Genomic DNA, 15,695 nt, shown 5'->3' with positions numbered 1-15,695 from the left:
AAGCAAGCCATGACCGCATCGACCCCGTCCTTCGGGCCCGCGCCCGATCCGCGCGAAGCACCCCGCGCCTTCCTCGAACACCTGTACCGCGTGGCGGTGGACCGCGCGCTGCCGCTGTCCACGCTGGGCGCCCACCTGCCCAAGCCGCCGGACCCGAAGAAAGGCCGCACCGTGGTGCTGGGCGCCGGCAAGGCGGGCGGCTCGATGGTGCAGGCGCTCGAAGCCCTGTGGCCGGCGGATGCGCCCCTCTCGGGCCTCGTCGTCACGCGCTACGACCACATTCCGCCGCGCCCCGAAGGCGTGCCGCAGCGCATCGAACTCGTCGAGGCCGCACACCCCGTGCCCGACGCGGCCGGGCAGCAAGCGGCCGAGCGCATCCTCGCGCTCACGCAGGGGCTCACGGCCGACGACCTCGTGCTGTGCCTGATTTCGGGCGGCGGCTCGTCGCTGCTGGTGCTGCCCGCCGAAGGCCTCACGCTGGCCGACAAGCAGCGCATCAACAAGCAACTGCTCGACAGCGGCGCGCACATCGGCGAGATGAACTGCGTGCGCAAGCATTTGTCGCGCATCAAGGGCGGCCGGCTCGCGGCGGCCTGCGCGCCGGCGCGCGTCGTGACGCTCACCATCAGCGACGTGCCGGGCGACGACCCGGCCGTCATCGCGAGCGGCCCCACGGTGCCCGATGCGACGACGTGCGCCGAGGCGCTCGCCATCCTCGACCGCTACGGCATCGAAGTGCCCGCACCCGTGCGGGCGCAACTGCAAAGCGGCGAACTCGAAACGCCCAAGCCGAACGACAAGGCCTTCGCCGGCCACGAGACCCACATGATCGCCACGCCCCAGCAGTCGCTCGAAGCGGCGGCCCAGGCGGCGCGCGAGGCCGGCATCGAGGCGCACATCCTCAGCGACGAGATCGAAGGCGAATCGCGCGAAGTCGGCAAGGTGCATGCCGCACTGGCACGCGCCGCGGCCCAACGCGGCCAGCCGTTCGCGCGGCCCTGCGTCATTCTTTCGGGCGGCGAGACCACGGTCACGATCCGTCCCCGCCAGCCGGGCCAGGCCAAGGGCCGGGGCGGGCGGGCGGGCGAGTTCTGCATGGGGCTGGCCGGTGCGCTCATGGGCGTGCCGGACGTGTGGGCGCTGGCCGCCGACACCGACGGCATCGACGGCGTGGAAGACAACGCCGGCGCCTTCGTCACGCCCGACACCCTGGCGCGCGCCACGGCGGCGGGCAAAAAGCTGTCGGACCACCTCGACCGCAACGACGCCTACGGCTATTTCGACGCCATAGGCGACCTGTTCGTGACGGGGCCGACGAACACCAACGTCAACGATTTCCGCGCGCTTTTGATCCTGTAAAGGGGCGGAGCGGGGCAACAGAGGGCGATTTCCGGGCCCCGGCGAAGACTGTGAACTCGGGTTAATCTACGCACCCGGCGGCAATTCGCCGCCGTTGTCGCATGCGCACCTCCCGAAGGTGCCGCGCCGCGCACCCAGATTTCCCCTTTTCATCATCCAGTCCTCGAAGGAAAAGCTCGTCATGACCGCCACCTACACCGACACCCGCCTGCTGATCGACAACGAATGGGTCGACGCCACCGGCGGCAAGACGCTGGACGTCGTGAACCCCGCCACCGGCAAAGTCATCGGCAAGGTGGCGCATGCCAGCATCGCCGACCTGGACCGCGCCCTGGCCGCCGCCCAGCGCGGCTTCGACAAATGGCGCAACACCCCCGCCAACGAGCGCGCCGCCGTCATGCGCCGCGCAGCCGGCCTCATCCGCGAACGCGCCGGCGACATCGCCAAGCTGCTGACGCAAGAGCAGGGCAAGCCGCTCGCCGAAGCCAAGGGCGAGACCCTGGCCGCCGCCGACATCATCGAATGGTTCGCCGACGAAGGCCGCCGCGTCTACGGCCGCATCGTGCCCTCGCGGAACCTGGCCGCGCAGCAGCTCGTGCTCAAGGAGCCGCTCGGCCCCGTCGCAGCGTTCACGCCGTGGAACTTCCCGATCAACCAGATCGTGCGCAAGCTCGGCGCAGCGCTGGCCACCGGCTGCTCGTTCCTGGTGAAGGCGCCCGAAGAAACCCCGGCGTCCCCCGCCGCGCTGCTGCAGGCTTTCGTCGACGCAGGCATTCCGCCCGGCACCGTCGGCCTCGTGTTCGGCAACCCCGCTGAAATCTCGAACTACCTCATTGCCCACCCGATCATCCGCAAGGTCACCTTCACCGGCTCGACCCCGGTCGGCAAGCAGCTGGCCGCGCTGGCCGGCTCGCACATGAAGCGCGTCACGATGGAGCTGGGCGGCCACGCCCCGGTGATCGTGGCCGAAGACGCCGACGTTGCCCTGGCCGTCAAGGCCGCCGGCGCCGCCAAGTTCCGCAATGCCGGCCAGGTCTGCATTTCGCCGACCCGCTTCCTGGTGCACAACAGCCTGCGCGAAGAGTTCGCCCGCACGCTGGTCAAGTACACCGAAGGCCTGAAGCTCGGCGACGGCCTCGCCGAAGGCACCACCATCGGCCCGCTGGCCAACGCACGCCGCCTCACCGCGATGGCCTACGTGCTGGAAGACGCGCGCAAGAAGGGCGCCACAGTGGCGGCCGGCGGCGAACGCGTCGGCGACTCGGGCAACTTTTTCGCGCCCACCGTGCTGACCGACGTGCCGCTGGACGCCGACGTGTTCAACAACGAGCCCTTCGGCCCCATCGCCGCGATCCGTGGCTTCGACACGCTCGAAGAAGCGATCGCCGAAGCCAACCGCCTGCCATTCGGCCTGGCCGGCTACGCCTTCACCAAGTCGATCAAGAGCGCCCACCTGCTGAGCCAGAAGCTCGAACTCGGCATGCTGTGGATCAACCAGCCCGCCACCCCGTCGCCGGAAATGCCGTTCGGCGGCGTGAAGGATTCGGGCTACGGTTCGGAAGGCGGCCCCGAGGCGCTCGAGGCTTACCTGAACACCAAGGCCGTGTCGATCCTCGGCGTTTAACTCGTACCAAGCTGCGTTCGAAAAGACAAAACCGTTCACGCTGAGCTTGTCGAAGCGCCGCGCGAGGCTTCGACAGGCTCAGCCCGAACGGCTCTTGGGTCGACGCCGTACCGTATCAATCGTCGGCGCTGGCGTTCCAGAAGGCTTGCTGGACGCCATTCAGCGCTTCGAGTTCCGTGATCACCTGGTCGAGCTCCAACGGCTCGACCGCGGTGGCATACAGCGTCGCTTCGATCTCCGTGTCGGCCGGCCCGAAGGCGTGCTGGTCGACATCGCGCACCGGGTAGTTCGCGGCTTCGAGCAAAAGCAGCAGCTGGTCCATCACCTCGGGCCGTGCTGCGCGCGAGCAGATCACCCGCACCGTGTAGGTCGCCTCGCTCGATTCTTCATTGATCGGCCGGCGGTTGATGCGGTTCACCACCGGCAGCAGCAGCGTGTTGCTCGCCAGCACGAACATCGCGGCAATCATCGCTTCGCCGATCAGGTCCGCGCCCGCGCAGGCGCCCACCGCCGCCGATCCCCACAGCGTAGCCGCCGTGTTCAGGCCCGTGATGTTGGTGCCTTCTTTCATGATCGCGCCCGCGCCCAGGAAGCCGATGCCGGAGACCACGTAGGCCGCCACATGCACGGCCCCATCGTGGCCATGCAGCCGGTTCGCCATGTCCACGAACACAGCAGCGCCCACCGCCACGAGCGTGTTGGTGCGCAGGCCCGCTGCGCGCTGCCGTATCTGGCGCTCCAGGCCGATCAGCGAGCCGAGCGTGAAGGCGACCGCCACGCTGACGAAGGTGTCGAGCAGCGAGGGCAGGTTGAAGTTTTGAATGGCTTGCATCCGATGTGTCTTTCGATGTGTTGCGCCAGTGTGCGGGGCTTGGGTGTCATCTGCGTGTAGCTTTGTTCAGGGCGTCGATCCCGCCGACGGGGTACCTTGCTCCGCGAATGTCCCCCGGCTTCGCTTCCTCCTTGATTTCGCTGCGCAAGGCACCCATCGGCGTGCTCGTTTTCAGAGCACTGGTCGATCAGCGATCCACCAGCAGCGTGCCCAAGTGCGCAGGGCGTCGGGTGCTCCCCGCAGCGAAATAAAGGAGGAGCGAAGCGGGGGACATTCGCGGAGGGGAGTACCCGGCGGCCTGTGCACTCGCCCTGAACAAAGGCGCTTGATGCTCACTGCCACCCATACCGCCGCGCATACCAGCCCTTGACGGTCTGCGTCAGCACCGCATATCCCACCAGCATCGCCACAAGCCACGGGAAGTAAGCCAGCGGCAGCGCCTGCAACTTGAAGTAGTGCGCGAGCGGCCCCATCGGCAGCCAGATGCCCACAGCCGCGATTGCCGCACCCATTGCCAGCAGCGGCCAGGCCGCGTGGCTTTGCAGGAACGGGATCTTGCGGGTGCGGATCAGGTGGACGATGAGCGTCTGCGACAGCAGCCCCTCGATGAACCAGCCCGACTGGAACAGCGTCTGGTGCTCCACCGTGTTGGCCGAGAACGCGTACCACATCACCGTGTAGGTCAGGATGTCGAACACCGAGCTCAGTGGCCCGAAGAACACCATGAAGCGCCCGAGGTCGGCCGGGTTCCATTGCTGCGGCGACTTGAGGAATTCCTCGTCCACGTTGTCGAAAGGAATCGCGATCTGCGACACGTCGTACAGCAGGTTCTGCACCAGCAAATGGAGCGGCAGCATCGGCAGGAAAGGCAGGAACGCGCTTGCCACCAGCACCGAGAACACGTTGCCGAAGTTCGAGCTCGCGGTGAGCTTGATGTACTTGAGCATGTTGGCGAACGTGCGGCGGCCCTCGACCACGCCCTGCTCCAGCACCATCAGGCTCTTCTCCAGCAGGATGATGTCGGCCGATTCCTTGGCCACGTCCACCGCGCCGTCCACCGAGATGCCGATGTCCGCCGCGCGCAGTGCCGGTGCGTCGTTGATGCCGTCACCCATGAAGCCCACCACGTGCCCGTTGGCATGCAGCGCGTGAACGATGCGCTCCTTGTGCGCGGGCGTGAGCTTGGCGAACACCTGGTGCCTTTCGACCAGCACGCGCAGTTCATCGTCGCGCAGGTCCTCGATCTCGCGGCCGAGCACGATGTGGCCGGCCTCGATGCCCACGTCGCCGCAGACCTTGCGCGTGACCAGTTCGTTGTCGCCCGTCAGCACCTTCACCGCCACGCCGTGCTCGGCCAGCGCGCGCAGCGCGGGTGCGGTCGATTCCTTCGGCGGATCGAGAAAGGCCACGTAGCCCAGCAGCGTGAGGCCCGATTCATCGGCCACGCTGTACGCGGGCTTGCGTGCATCGGCAGCCATCGTGCGACTGGCCACCGCCACCACGCGCAGCCCCTGCTTGTTCAGCTCCGAAGCGACGCTGTGGATGCGCGCGAGCAGCTCCGCATCCAGCGCCAACACCTCGGCGCCGCGCTCGACCGACGTGCACACCGACAGGATCTCTTCCAGCGCGCCCTTGCAGATCAGCAGGTGCTCGCTGCCGCCGTTCTCCACCACCACCGACATGCGGCGGCGCGAGAAGTCGAAGGGCACTTCGTCGATCTTGCGGTAGGCCGTCTGCAGCCGTGTCTCGGGCTGCATCTCGGCGTGGTTCAGCACCGCCTTGTCGAGCAGGTTCTTCAGGCCCGTCTGGTGAAAGCTGTTCAGGTAGGCGAGCTGCAGCACGTGGTTGGAGCCCTCGCCCCATGCGTTGGTGTGGCGCTCCAGCACGATGCGGTCCTGCGTGAGCGTGCCGGTCTTGTCGGTGCACAGCACGTCCATCGCGCCGAAGTTGTGAATCGCTTCGAGTCGCTTGACGATCACCTTCTGGCGCGACATCACGACCGCGCCCTTGGCGAGCGTGGCGGTCACGATCATCGGCAGCATCTCGGGCGTGAGGCCCACCGCGATCGACAGCGCGAACAGCGCCGCTTCCCACCAGTCGCCCTTGGCCACGCCGTTGATCACCAGCACCAGCGGCGCCATCACCAGCATGAAGCGGATCAGCACCCAGCTCACGCGGTTGATGCCGGCCTGGAAGGCGCTGGTGCCGCGGTCGGTGGCGGTCACGCGCTGCGCAAGGGCGCCGAAGAAGGTGCGGTCGCCGGTGTGAACGATGAGTGCCGTGGCGGTGCCGCTGATCACGTTGGTGCCCATGAAGAGCAGGTTCTCGCGCTCGAGCACGCCGGCCTCGCGGTCGCCGCGGTCGATGGCGAATTTCTCGACCGGCATCGCCTCGCCCGTCAGCGCCGATTGGCTGATGAAGAGGTCCTTGGCCGTGAGCAGCCGGCAGTCCGCCGGAATCATGTCGCCGGCCGAGAGCGCGATCACGTCGCCCGGCACGAGGTCGCGCATCGGCACCTCGACGCGCACCGTGCCCGCGTGCGTGGCGTCGAAGCCCTCGTCGCCCGCGGCGCCTGCCTTGCGACCCGGCGCGGGCCGCAGCACCGTGGCCGTGTTGCTCACCATCGCCTTGAGCCGGTCGGCGGCCTTGTTGGAGCGCGACTCCTGCAGGAAGCGCAGCACCGTCGAGAGCACGACCATGCTGCTGATGACCAGCGCGGCCTTCATGTCCTCGGTCACGTACGAGATCAGCGCCAGTACCGTGAGCAGCAGGTTGAAGGGGTTGCGGTAGCACTGCCACAGGTGCGTCCACCACGGCAGCGGCTGCTCGTGGCGAACCTCGTTGCTGCCCAGGCGCTTGCGCAGCACCTGCGCGTGGCCTTCGCTCAGCCCGCGCGGCGAGCTGTCGAGCATGACGAGCATCTCGCCGGCGTCGGTGCGCGATGCGGTGGCCAGCGCCTTCGCGATGTCGGGCGGCATCGCAACCGAGATCACACCGACCGGCTTGGAGCCCAGCAGCGTCTGCCAGCGCTCGAAGTGATGCAGCATGTGGCGGCTGCGCAGGAAGCTCTCGAAAAAGGACTTGAGGACGTTCTTCATTTTTTTCTCCTCGCGGCGCGGGCCGGGCAGGAGAAGAACGCCCACGCGTCAATCAATCAGACGTGCGAGTCTCTCCGCAGCACGGCGCGCTGCGCTGTTGTTGCGATCGACAGGAACCGGTGGGGCGCGCAGGGCGCCGATGAGGGGCTGGGTCCATGGAAGGCCTCCTTCGTGTGTGCTGCGGGGTTTCAGCGCTGCGCTGCGCGCAGTGGCTGATCGAGCAGCAGGAAGAAGCTGCGGATGCGCCGCGTGGTCCAGAGCGCGGCGGCCCGGTCCAGCGTTTCGTTCTCGACGTCCTGCGCCGTCACCGCGCGCGCAGGCACGTGCGCCGACGGGCGAACGGGTTCCTGCATCGGCTGCTGATGCTGCTGCTGACGGGTTTGAAATTGACGCATGACAAGGCTCCTTCGTGTGGAAGGGCCTCGCGCACGGACACGCAAGCTGACTGAACAAGTCAGTGACGGAGAACGACGGATTTCGGGAGGGGAGAACCGCTGGCCTGATTGGCGAACGGGTCACGCTGCGTGCACGGCGGCCACAGCGCGAGAGAGCCTGCGCTAGAGGGCCGGATGTGTCACGCCTGCCGAGGCACGCGTCTTCTTGTCACTGATCCAACTGGCACTGTCCACGCACGGGGCTCCGAAGTAAAGATGCAGGATTGTTGCACCGCGTCACAATGAGCGTCAACCTTTTTGGGCTTGTCCTGCAATGCCAGCAGGGTCGTTATCGCCTCGCTGTTGCGATTTCGCCTCGGCCTGCGTTCCAACCTTTCAACAGGCTTTCAATTCGATGATCCAACCCGCTGTTCTGTTCATCTGTACCGGCAATATCTGCAGGTCTCCCACCGCGCACGCGCTCCTGTTGCACAAGGCCCGCCTCGCAGGCGTGCCGGTCGACGTCGACAGCGCAGCGATCTCCGACGAGGAGCGCGGCAACCCGCCCGATCCGCGCTCGGTTGCCGAGGCGCGCCGGCGCGGCATCGAGATGCACGCGCATTGCGCGCGCCAGGTTCGTAACAGCGACTTCGAGCGCTTCGACTGGATCGTCGGCATGACGGCGCAGCATTGCGCCGCGCTGCGACGTCTCGCACCTGCGGGCACCGCTCACAAGGTGCACCTTCTCACGGAGTTCTCCGAGGACGACGAAGGCGATGTGCCCGACCCCTGGTACGGCGGCCGGCAGGCCTTCGTCGAAGCCTTCGACCTGATCGATCGCGGCGTCGACGGCCTGCTCGCGAAGCTCCAGGCCAAGACCCGCTGAGCGGCTATTCGCAGAGCGCGCGAATGCTCGGCGGAATCGGCACCGCACGGATGCCTCCGCCTTCGCGCTTCGCCGCGAAGATCCGCACCTCTTCGCATTCGAGGATCAGGTCTTCGCCGCGCGTCACGCGGTAGGTCTGCACAAAGCTCTTGTCGCGCCACTCGGTGATGCGCACCGCGATCTCCAGCGTGTCGCCGTAGCTCGCGACCTTCACGAAGCGCGTGTGCGTGTCGACCAGCGGCGTGCCGATCACACCGATCGTCTGGGTGGTCTCTTCCCAGCGCGGCACGCCGCAGCCTGCGAAGAAATGCCGCGATGCCGCATCGATCCAGCGAAAGAAGTTGGGAAACCAGACGATGCCGGCCGGGTCGCAGTCGCCGAACTCGACGCGTGCGGTGTAGACGATTTCCTTGTGTGTGCTCATCAGCCCATTCTCGTCGGCAGCCACAGCGCGATGACCGGGAACGCGATCAGGATCACCAGGCGCACGATGTCCGTCACGATGAACGGCAGCACGCCCTTGAAGATGGTGGTGAAGCTCACGTCCTTCACCACGCTCTTGATGACGAAGACGTTCATTCCCACCGGTGGATGGATGAGCCCCAGCTCCACCGTCATCACGATGATCACGCCGAACCAGATCGGGTCGAACCCCAGGTGCACGATCACTGGAAAGATGATGGGCACCGTGAGGATGATCATCGCCATCGCGTCCATCAGGCAGCCGAGCACGAGGTACATCACCATGATGAGTGCGAGCACGCCGTAGCGGCCGATGCCCAGGCCGGTGAGGAATTCGGTGAGCTTCTGCGGGCTTTGCGTGATGGTGAGGAAGTAGCCGAACAGCAGTGCGCCGATCAGCACCGTGAACACCGCCGCCGCCGTGCGCGTGGCAGAGAGCAGCGCCTCGCGGATCTTCGGGCCATCGAGCTTGCGCCGCACGAGCCCGAGGATGAACGCACCGCTCGCGCCCACGCCGCCCGCTTCGGTCGGCGTGAAGAAGCCGCCGTAGAGCCCACCGATCACGAACACGAACAACACCAGCGGCGCCCACACGTTGCGCAGGTCCTTGAAGCGCTCCGACCACGGCTTCACCTCGCCGCCGGGCAGCCAGTCGGGCCTGAGCTTCACGATGATCGCGATCGTCAGCACGTACATCGCCATCGCCAAAATGCCCGGCACTATGCCCGCCATGAAGAGCTTGCCGATGTCCTGCTGCGTGAGGATGGCGTAGACCGCGAGCACCGTCGACGGCGGCAGGATAGCGCCCAGCGTGCCGCCCGCCGCAATCACGCCGGTGGAGAACGACTGCGGATAGTTGAAGCGCCGCATCTCCGGATACGCCACCGCCGAGAACGTGGCCGCCGTGGCCACCGACGAGCCGCAGATCGCCGCGAACCCGCCGCAAGCTACAACGGTCGCAACGCCGAGGCCGCCGCGCAGGTGGCCGATCATCGAGTTGGCGGCCTTGAAAAGTTCGCGGCTCACACCCGACACCGACACCAGCGCGCCCATCAGCATGAACATCGGGATCACGCCGAAGGTGTAGTCGGTCACGGTGCGCATGGAGGTCTGGCCCACGAGCTTCAGCGCGGGGCCGGGACCCACGAGGTAGCTGTAGCCGACAACGCCGACAAGGCCCATCGCCATGCCCACCGGCACGCGCAACAGCATCAAGACGAAGAGGGCGACAAAGCCCAGGATGGCAACTGCATCGGGGCTCATTCGTCGGCCTTCTGTTCAGCGTGAACTTCTTCGAGCTGCTCGGGATGAAAGATCAAACGGTAGGTGCGAATGGCGATCAGCAGCACCGCACAAACGTCGCCGAACCAAGCCACCGCATAGAACGGCCACGTCGGGATGTTCATGTCGTAGGTCAGCACGTTGTCCACGTAGGTGCCGCGCACCTTGTCGAACAGCATCGCGGTCTGCACCGCCACCACGAACAGCAGCACGAGCGTGGCGAACACGTCGATCACGCGCTTCATGCGCGGCCCCGCCGCCGTCCACACCAGGTCGACCGTGATGTGGCCGCCCCGGTAGCTGGTGGCCGCGATGCCCCAGAAGATCAGGATGCCCAGCAGCATGCGGCCGAAGTCGTAGGCGTCGAGGATCGATGTGTCGAAGAACTTGCGCAGCACCACGGCCACGAAGATGTTGAGCGCGACGATCCCCACGAATATGGCGGCGAGCCATTCAATGGTGTTGATCGCGCGGTCCATGTAAGAGGCGGAGCGTGTGGACATGGTCGGATGATGGGAAGTCAAGGTTCACGCAGCATGTGCGCGCCGCAGGCGCAAGGACAGCCAGGAGAGGGATGCCCGACCGATCTCCGGAACCGTTCAGGCTGAGCTTGTCGAAGCCCTGCGCGGCGCTTCGACAAGCTCAGCGTGAACGGGCGGGGTCGCGCATCCGGCGGGTTTCTAGAGCGCCGACTTGTATTTCGTGAGGCTGCCCTTCAGCGCATCCATCACCGCCTTCGGGTCTTCGCCCACCTTCTTCACGCTCTCGGCCCATTGCGCCTCCGACGGCGCGGCCGCCTTGCGCCATGCGTCGAGCTGTTCCGGCGTGAGCTTGTAGACCTCGTGGCCCGATTGCGCGGCGATCTTCGCGCGCCCGCCGAACTCGAAGTCGGCCCAGGGCCCCGCCACCTTCTGCGCCCATTCGCTGGTGCAGTGATCGTCGATCACTTTCTTCTGCCCGGCGGACATCGCGTCGTACTTGCCCTTGTTCATCACCCAGACGAAGGGCGTGACGTAGAGCGGCGCATCCATGTGGTACTTCACGACCTTGTCGATGCCGAAGAGGCCGATCGATCCCCACGGGAAGGTGATGGCATCGGCCACGCCGCGTTCCAGCATGTCGCGCGACTCGGGCGCCGAGGCCTGCACGTTGGTGCCGCCCAGCGAGGTGATGAGCTGGCCCACGGTGCTCGTGGCCGGGCGCACCTTCATGCCCTTGATGTCGGTGGGCAGCGTGATCTTCTTGCGCGAGTGGAAGGTGCCGGGGTCGTGCACGAACGCGAAGCAGTACTTCACGTCCTTCATTTCCTTGGCCGCGTAGTTGCGGTACCAATCGTCGATGGCGGCCGAGCCTTCCTTGCCATTGGCGAAGAGGAAAGGCAACGATGCGCCGGCCATCACCGGGAAACGGCCCGGCTGGTAGCCCGGGTTCACGTACGAGAAGTCCGCGATGCCGTCGCGCGCCATGTCGTAGTGATCGAAGGCCTTGCCGAGCTGCTCCGACGGAAACAGGATCGCGGTGATGCTGCCGTTCGATGCCTTCTTGATGTCGTCGGCCCAGGCCTGCAGGGCAGGGTTGAGCGGGTGTTGCGCGGGCACCCAGCTCGAGAGCTTGAGCTGCACGGGTTTGTCCTGCGCATGCACGGCGGGCGTGCCGAGCACGAGCGCGGCGCAGGCTGCGAGCAGGGCGGCGGGCGAGGGGCGCGCGCTGCGGCGATGGGAATGGCGGTCGGTGGTTTTCATGGTCTCCTTCTTTATGGTCTGTTTGAAATCGTCGAGACCGGTCAGCCTAGGCAGCGGCGTGGACCGGGTAAATGGAGGCTTTCCCGCGCGGGATTTCCTGGGGGTGCGGCGGCGGTGGTCTTCGACGTTGATCGATGCCATCGTGTCGCCTCCCGCCTCAGGCGCCGCCGCTCGGCTTGCGCTTCATCCAGCGGATGGGCTGGGCCTTGACCGCGCGGGCGGGCGCACCGTGCGCGACCAGCGCGGCATCGAGTGCGCGGCCGGCGTCGTCGGCCAGGGCGGCGGTGCGTGCCGCCGCCACGGATTGCGCGCGCACGGCCGGCGCCACGCCGGGCTGTGCCGCGAGATGGTCGGTCACGTGCAGCAGGTTCTCCTTGCCGCGTTCGTTGGTGCTGCCGTAGCCCTTGATGAGCCGGCCGCACAGCGCAAGCTCGTGGCCCAGTGCCCAGGCTTCACGCGTGCCGGCTTCCACGGCCGCGAGCCAGCGCTCGATCAGCGCCTGCTCCTCGGCGAAGCGGCTGCCTCGGCGGCGCAGCCACTTCAGCGACGACAGGAGCCGCAGCGACGCCATGCCGAAGACCGAATGGCTGCCCACCTTCAACGGCAGCGCCCAGGGCTCGCGGCCGCGCGCCTGCCGGCCGCGGTCCCACGCGGTCACGCGGCGCGACAGCGCGGGTGGCAGCAGCGCGGCGAACTCGGCGGCGCCGGGCTTGAAGTGGTCGTGGAGCTTCACGATGTCTTCGTCGCCCGCGCGCACTTCCTGCCGCACGCGCTGGACGCGGCTCGCGCGGCCCTTGAGCGCGGCCACGCGCACGATGTCGTCGAAGGCCATCCACAGCGCAAGCCAGCGCGCGGCCTCGCGGGTGAGGGCAAAGCCGTGGGCGCCGGCCGGATCGGCGGCGCGCTCGGCATCGAGCACCTTGCCCAGGCGCTCGGCATACAGCGTCGCGTAGGCGGCATCCTGGTAATCGAGCACGCGTGCATGGCCGAGTGCGAGCAGGTCGTGCACGGCGGGCGGGAAGCGGCGCGCCAGTTCGTCGGGCAGGGCGCGCGCGGGTGGCGGCGCGTCGGCGGTGTCGCCGGCCATCACGCTGTTCACGAAGGCGGACTGCGTGCGCGGCGCGCTCACCGCATCGAAGGCGGCCGCGAAGCCGCGCAGGCTGGCGGCGGCCATCTTGTTGAGCTTCTCGGGTGCGCTCGTGTCGCCGCCACGCACGACGTGCTCATAGGCTTCGCGCGGAAACGGGAAGAGGCCGCTGCCCGCTATGGCGCCGAGCATCACGGCGCTGACCACCGTGCCGGTGTCGCGTGCGATGGCGTTCATGTCGAACACATGGTGCTCGCGGCTGAAGGCTTTCACCACGTCGACCAGGCGCTGCGCATCGGCGCGCCCGTCGCCGGGCTCCATGCGTTCGGCGGTGGTGAAGATGCGCGCCGACGAGCTGATGACCAGCGTGCGCAGCGGCGCGCTCATGCCGTTGCCGATCTGCCGTGCGGTCTCCAGCAGCTCCGACGAAACGATCGCATCGAGCGCGCCGGGCACCGGGCTCAGGCTGAACACCGGGCGCCTGCCGCCCAGCTGTGCGAGCGGCACGGGGAACACCTCGATGTAGTAGGTGGTGGCACCGGTGCGCTGCGCGACACCGGGAATCGAGGTGCTCTGCGCGGCGTAGCCGGCATGGCGGGCGATGTCCACGAGCCATTCGGTGAGCACGCCGCCGCCTTCGCCACCGAGGGCGCAGACGAGAAGGGTGATGGGACGATTCGTTTCCATGGCGCGGCTCATCTGGCTCATGTGGCTCATGCGGGTTGCAGTGCGCGAACGACCGCGCCGCGCAGCGAATGCACGAGGCGTTCGTGCCACTTCGGGTTCTGCACCACCTCGGCCCGATAGAAGCTCGGGCACAGCGTGGCCGCGTGCGCGTTCTCGCCGCAGAGGCCGCAGCCCACGCAGCCGTCGATCACGGTGGCAACGGGGTCGACCTTCAGCGGATCGGGGTTGTCCTTGAGCGTGAGCGTCGGGCAGCCCGAGAGGCGGATGCACGCGTGGTCGCCGTTGCACACGTCTTCATCGACGCCGTACTTCACCCGCACCACGCGCTCGCCCTTCTTGAGCAGACCGGCGATCCACGGCTTGATCCGCCGCTGCCGCTCGAGCTGGCACTCGCCCTCGGCGATCACCACCTTCAGGCCGTTGAAGTCGCTGGTGAGCGCGTCGGTCAGCGTCTTGCGCATGCGCTCCACGTCGTAGGTGGTCACGGTGCGCATCCACTTCACGCCCAGGCCGGTGAGCGTGGCCTCGATGGTCTGGTTCTTGTCGACCAGGCTCTGCTGCTTGTCGACGGCGCGCTCCTTCACGTCGTCGTCCGGCGTGGAGATGATGTCCTGCGTGCCGGTGGCCGAGGTGTAGCCGTTCTTGAAGATCAGGAGCACCGCGTCGTCGTCGTTGAACAGCGCGCTCTGCACGCCGGTGAGCAAGCCGTTGTGCCAGAACCCGCCGTCGCCCATGATCGAGAGCGTGCGGCGGTTCATCATCGGTGCCACGCCCGCGCGGCTCGCGAGGCTCATGCCGTAGCCGAGGATCGAGTGGCCCATCGAGAACGGCTCGAAAGTGCCGAAGGCGTGGCAGCCGATGTCGGCCGCGATGTGCACCGGCCCCGTCTCCTGCTGCGCGAGCTTGAGCGCGGAGAACACCGGGCGCTCGGGGCAGCCGATGCAGAAGCTCGGCGGGCGGTTGGGCAGCGGCGCGGAGAGCTGGCGTGCAACGGCCTCGCGGCGTTCGCGGTTGCCAGCGAGCCATGCCTGTGCCGATGACAACGCCTCGCCGGCTTCGATGTACTTCGCGGCGAAGGCGCCGATGCCGCCCGACAGCACCTCGACGCCGTACTCGCCAGCAGCGGGCAGCATGTCCTTGCCATGCAGCGGTGTCTGGATGTCGCGCCGGCGCAGCAGTGTCGCGATGTCTTGCTCGATGTACTCCGGCTGGCCTTCTTCCACCACCAGCACCGCGCGTTTGCCCACGCAGAAGTCGGCCACTTGCTCCGGCACCAGCGGATAGGTCACGTTGAGCACGAGGATCGGAATGTCTGTCTCGCCGAACGCATCGGCCAGGCCTTGCTGCTGCAGGCTGCGGACGAGCGCGTTGTAGAGACCGCCCTGCACCACGATGCCCAGGTCCGTATGGCGATGGCCCGGCATCAGCTCGTTGAGCCCGTGTTCGACGATGTAGCGCCGCGCCGCCGGAATGCGCGCGTCGCCCTTGAGCTTCTCGTGGCGGAAGGTGACGGGCGGGTGCGCGAGGCGCATGTAGTCGAAGCCCGCGGGCTCGGTCATGAGCGCGCGCGTCGAGACGGCGGGCGCGACGTTGTCCTTGCACTCGAAGCTGCCGCGCACATGGCAGGTGCGGATGCGCAGCTCCATGAGGCAGGGCATGTTCGAGGTTTCCGAAAGGCGAAATCCTTCTTCGACCATGCGCACCATCACGCCGAGATCGGGGCGTGGATCGAGCAGGCACATGCTCGACTTGAGCGCGTAGGCATGCGTGCGTTCCTGGATCACGCTCGCGCCTTCGCCGTAGTCCTCGCCCACCACGACCAGCACGCCGCCGGTCACGCCCGGCGAGGAGAGGTTCGACAGCGCATCGGCCGCCACGTTGGTGCCGACGATGGATTTCCAGGTGACCGCGCCGCGCAGCGGGTAGTGGATGGAGGCGCCGAGCATCGCTGCGGCCGAGGCTTCGTTCGAGCAGGCCTCGACGTGCACGCCGAGTTCGTCCATGTAGGCCTTGCCCTGGACCATCACGTCGAGCAGGTGCGACACGGGCGCGCCCTGGTAGCCGCCCACGTAGGCCACGCCCGACTGCAGGAGGCCCTTGGTGATGGCGAGGATGCCCTCGCCGTGGAAGGTGTCGCCGGCGCCAAGGCGCAGCATTTCCACTTCCTTGCTGAATGAGACTTCCAAGAGATTCGGCTCCGATGTTCGTGGTTTTGGGGAATTTCGGGTGCGCGGTGCGCTGCGTCCGCATGGCGCACTCGCAG

General features: G+C 67.3%; 12 protein-coding genes. 3 read left to right on the top strand and 9 right to left on the bottom strand.

The window, feature by feature from the left end:
• The first annotated feature begins 9 nt into the window (after positions 1 to 9).
• Both VARPA_RS22630 and VARPA_RS22625 read left to right on the top strand, forming a co-directional pair.
• Positions 10 to 1,359, top strand: coding sequence for a glycerate kinase type-2 family protein (locus VARPA_RS22630; protein ID WP_013542911.1), 1,350 nt, complete (start codon positions 10 to 12; stop codon positions 1,357 to 1,359).
• A 181-nt stretch (positions 1,360 to 1,540) separates the two neighbouring features.
• The gene (locus tag VARPA_RS22625; protein ID WP_013542910.1) at positions 1,541 to 2,983 is read left to right on the top strand and encodes an NAD-dependent succinate-semialdehyde dehydrogenase; all 1,443 of its coding nucleotides are present in this window, start codon (positions 1,541 to 1,543) and stop codon (positions 2,981 to 2,983) included.
• A 115-nt stretch (positions 2,984 to 3,098) separates the two neighbouring features.
• On the opposite strand, the gene VARPA_RS22620 is transcribed toward VARPA_RS22625, so the two are convergent.
• From VARPA_RS22620 to VARPA_RS22610, 3 genes are all read right to left on the bottom strand, one after another.
• Positions 3,099 to 3,815, bottom strand: a complete 717-nt coding sequence (locus VARPA_RS22620; protein ID WP_013542909.1) for an MgtC/SapB family protein — start codon at positions 3,813 to 3,815, stop codon at positions 3,099 to 3,101.
• Between the two features lie 332 nt (positions 3,816 to 4,147).
• Positions 4,148 to 6,913, bottom strand: coding sequence for a magnesium-translocating P-type ATPase (mgtA, locus tag VARPA_RS22615; RefSeq protein ID WP_013542908.1), 2,766 nt, complete (start codon positions 6,911 to 6,913; stop codon positions 4,148 to 4,150).
• Between the two features lie 188 nt (positions 6,914 to 7,101).
• Positions 7,102 to 7,308, bottom strand: a complete 207-nt coding sequence (locus VARPA_RS22610; protein WP_013542907.1) for a hypothetical protein — start codon at positions 7,306 to 7,308, stop codon at positions 7,102 to 7,104.
• 394 nt (positions 7,309 to 7,702) lie between these two features.
• On the opposite strand from VARPA_RS22610, the gene VARPA_RS22605 reads away from it, so the two are divergent.
• Positions 7,703 to 8,173: a low molecular weight protein-tyrosine-phosphatase gene (locus VARPA_RS22605; RefSeq protein WP_013542906.1), complete on the top strand. Its 471-nt coding sequence runs from the start codon at positions 7,703 to 7,705 to the stop codon at positions 8,171 to 8,173.
• 4 nt (positions 8,174 to 8,177) lie between these two features.
• Here the strand turns inward: VARPA_RS22605 and VARPA_RS22600 are convergent, their stop codons facing one another.
• The 6 genes from VARPA_RS22600 to VARPA_RS22575 all read right to left on the bottom strand — a co-directional run bounded on the left by VARPA_RS22600 (position 8,178) and on the right by VARPA_RS22575 (position 15,618).
• Positions 8,178 to 8,597 (bottom strand): acyl-CoA thioesterase, encoded by a 420-nt coding sequence (locus tag VARPA_RS22600; RefSeq protein ID WP_013542905.1) that lies wholly within the window; start codon positions 8,595 to 8,597, stop codon positions 8,178 to 8,180.
• Positions 8,597 to 9,898, bottom strand: coding sequence for a TRAP transporter large permease (locus tag VARPA_RS22595; RefSeq protein ID WP_013542904.1), 1,302 nt, complete (start codon positions 9,896 to 9,898; stop codon positions 8,597 to 8,599). The genes VARPA_RS22600 and VARPA_RS22595 overlap by 1 nt, the downstream gene beginning before the upstream one ends.
• A complete protein-coding gene (locus VARPA_RS22590; protein WP_234974813.1) occupies positions 9,895 to 10,419 on the bottom strand; it encodes a TRAP transporter small permease in 525 nt (174 codons plus the stop codon). The genes VARPA_RS22595 and VARPA_RS22590 overlap by 4 nt, the downstream gene beginning before the upstream one ends.
• A gap of 177 nt (positions 10,420 to 10,596) precedes the next feature.
• Positions 10,597 to 11,658 (bottom strand): TRAP transporter substrate-binding protein, encoded by a 1,062-nt coding sequence (locus tag VARPA_RS22585; RefSeq protein ID WP_049794457.1) that lies wholly within the window; start codon positions 11,656 to 11,658, stop codon positions 10,597 to 10,599.
• 157 nt (positions 11,659 to 11,815) lie between these two features.
• Positions 11,816 to 13,432 carry an indolepyruvate oxidoreductase subunit beta family protein gene (locus VARPA_RS22580; RefSeq protein ID WP_041943933.1) on the bottom strand — a complete coding sequence of 539 codons (1,617 nt, stop codon included), beginning with the start codon at positions 13,430 to 13,432 and terminating at the stop codon, positions 11,816 to 11,818.
• A 26-nt stretch (positions 13,433 to 13,458) separates the two neighbouring features.
• Positions 13,459 to 15,618, bottom strand: coding sequence for an indolepyruvate ferredoxin oxidoreductase subunit alpha (locus VARPA_RS22575; RefSeq protein ID WP_013542900.1), 2,160 nt, complete (start codon positions 15,616 to 15,618; stop codon positions 13,459 to 13,461).
• Between the last annotated feature and the right edge of the window lie 77 nt (positions 15,619 to 15,695).

The sequence above is a fragment of the Variovorax paradoxus EPS genome (assembly GCF_000184745.1).
In the GTDB taxonomy this organism is placed as follows: Bacteria; Pseudomonadota; Gammaproteobacteria; order Burkholderiales; family Burkholderiaceae_C; genus Variovorax; species Variovorax paradoxus_C.
The sequence above is the reverse complement of the archived record's forward strand: the minus strand, read 5'-3'. Positions and strand labels throughout refer to the sequence as shown.

What these genes read in the sequence shown, in the direction of transcription:
- mgtA (WP_013542908.1), bottom strand. Translation starts at nt 6,913, where the DNA reads ATGAAGAACGTCCTCAAGTCCTTTTTCGAGAGCTTCCTGCGCAGCCGC.
- VARPA_RS22600 (WP_013542905.1), bottom strand. Translation starts at nt 8,597, where the DNA reads ATGAGCACACACAAGGAAATCGTCTACACCGCACGCGTCGAGTTCGGC.
- VARPA_RS22590 (WP_234974813.1), bottom strand. Translation starts at nt 10,419, where the DNA reads ATGTCCACACGCTCCGCCTCTTACATGGACCGCGCGATCAACACCATT.
- VARPA_RS22595 (WP_013542904.1), bottom strand. Translation starts at nt 9,898, where the DNA reads ATGAGCCCCGATGCAGTTGCCATCCTGGGCTTTGTCGCCCTCTTCGTC.
- VARPA_RS22580 (WP_041943933.1), bottom strand. Translation starts at nt 13,432, where the DNA reads ATGGAAACGAATCGTCCCATCACCCTTCTCGTCTGCGCCCTCGGTGGC.
- VARPA_RS22605 (WP_013542906.1), top strand. Translation starts at nt 7,703, where the DNA reads ATGATCCAACCCGCTGTTCTGTTCATCTGTACCGGCAATATCTGCAGG.
- VARPA_RS22620 (WP_013542909.1), bottom strand. Translation starts at nt 3,815, where the DNA reads ATGCAAGCCATTCAAAACTTCAACCTGCCCTCGCTGCTCGACACCTTC.
- VARPA_RS22625 (WP_013542910.1), top strand. Translation starts at nt 1,541, where the DNA reads ATGACCGCCACCTACACCGACACCCGCCTGCTGATCGACAACGAATGG.
- VARPA_RS22610 (WP_013542907.1), bottom strand. Translation starts at nt 7,308, where the DNA reads ATGCGTCAATTTCAAACCCGTCAGCAGCAGCATCAGCAGCCGATGCAG.
- VARPA_RS22585 (WP_049794457.1), bottom strand. Translation starts at nt 11,658, where the DNA reads ATGAAAACCACCGACCGCCATTCCCATCGCCGCAGCGCGCGCCCCTCG.
- VARPA_RS22630 (WP_013542911.1), top strand. Translation starts at nt 10, where the DNA reads ATGACCGCATCGACCCCGTCCTTCGGGCCCGCGCCCGATCCGCGCGAA.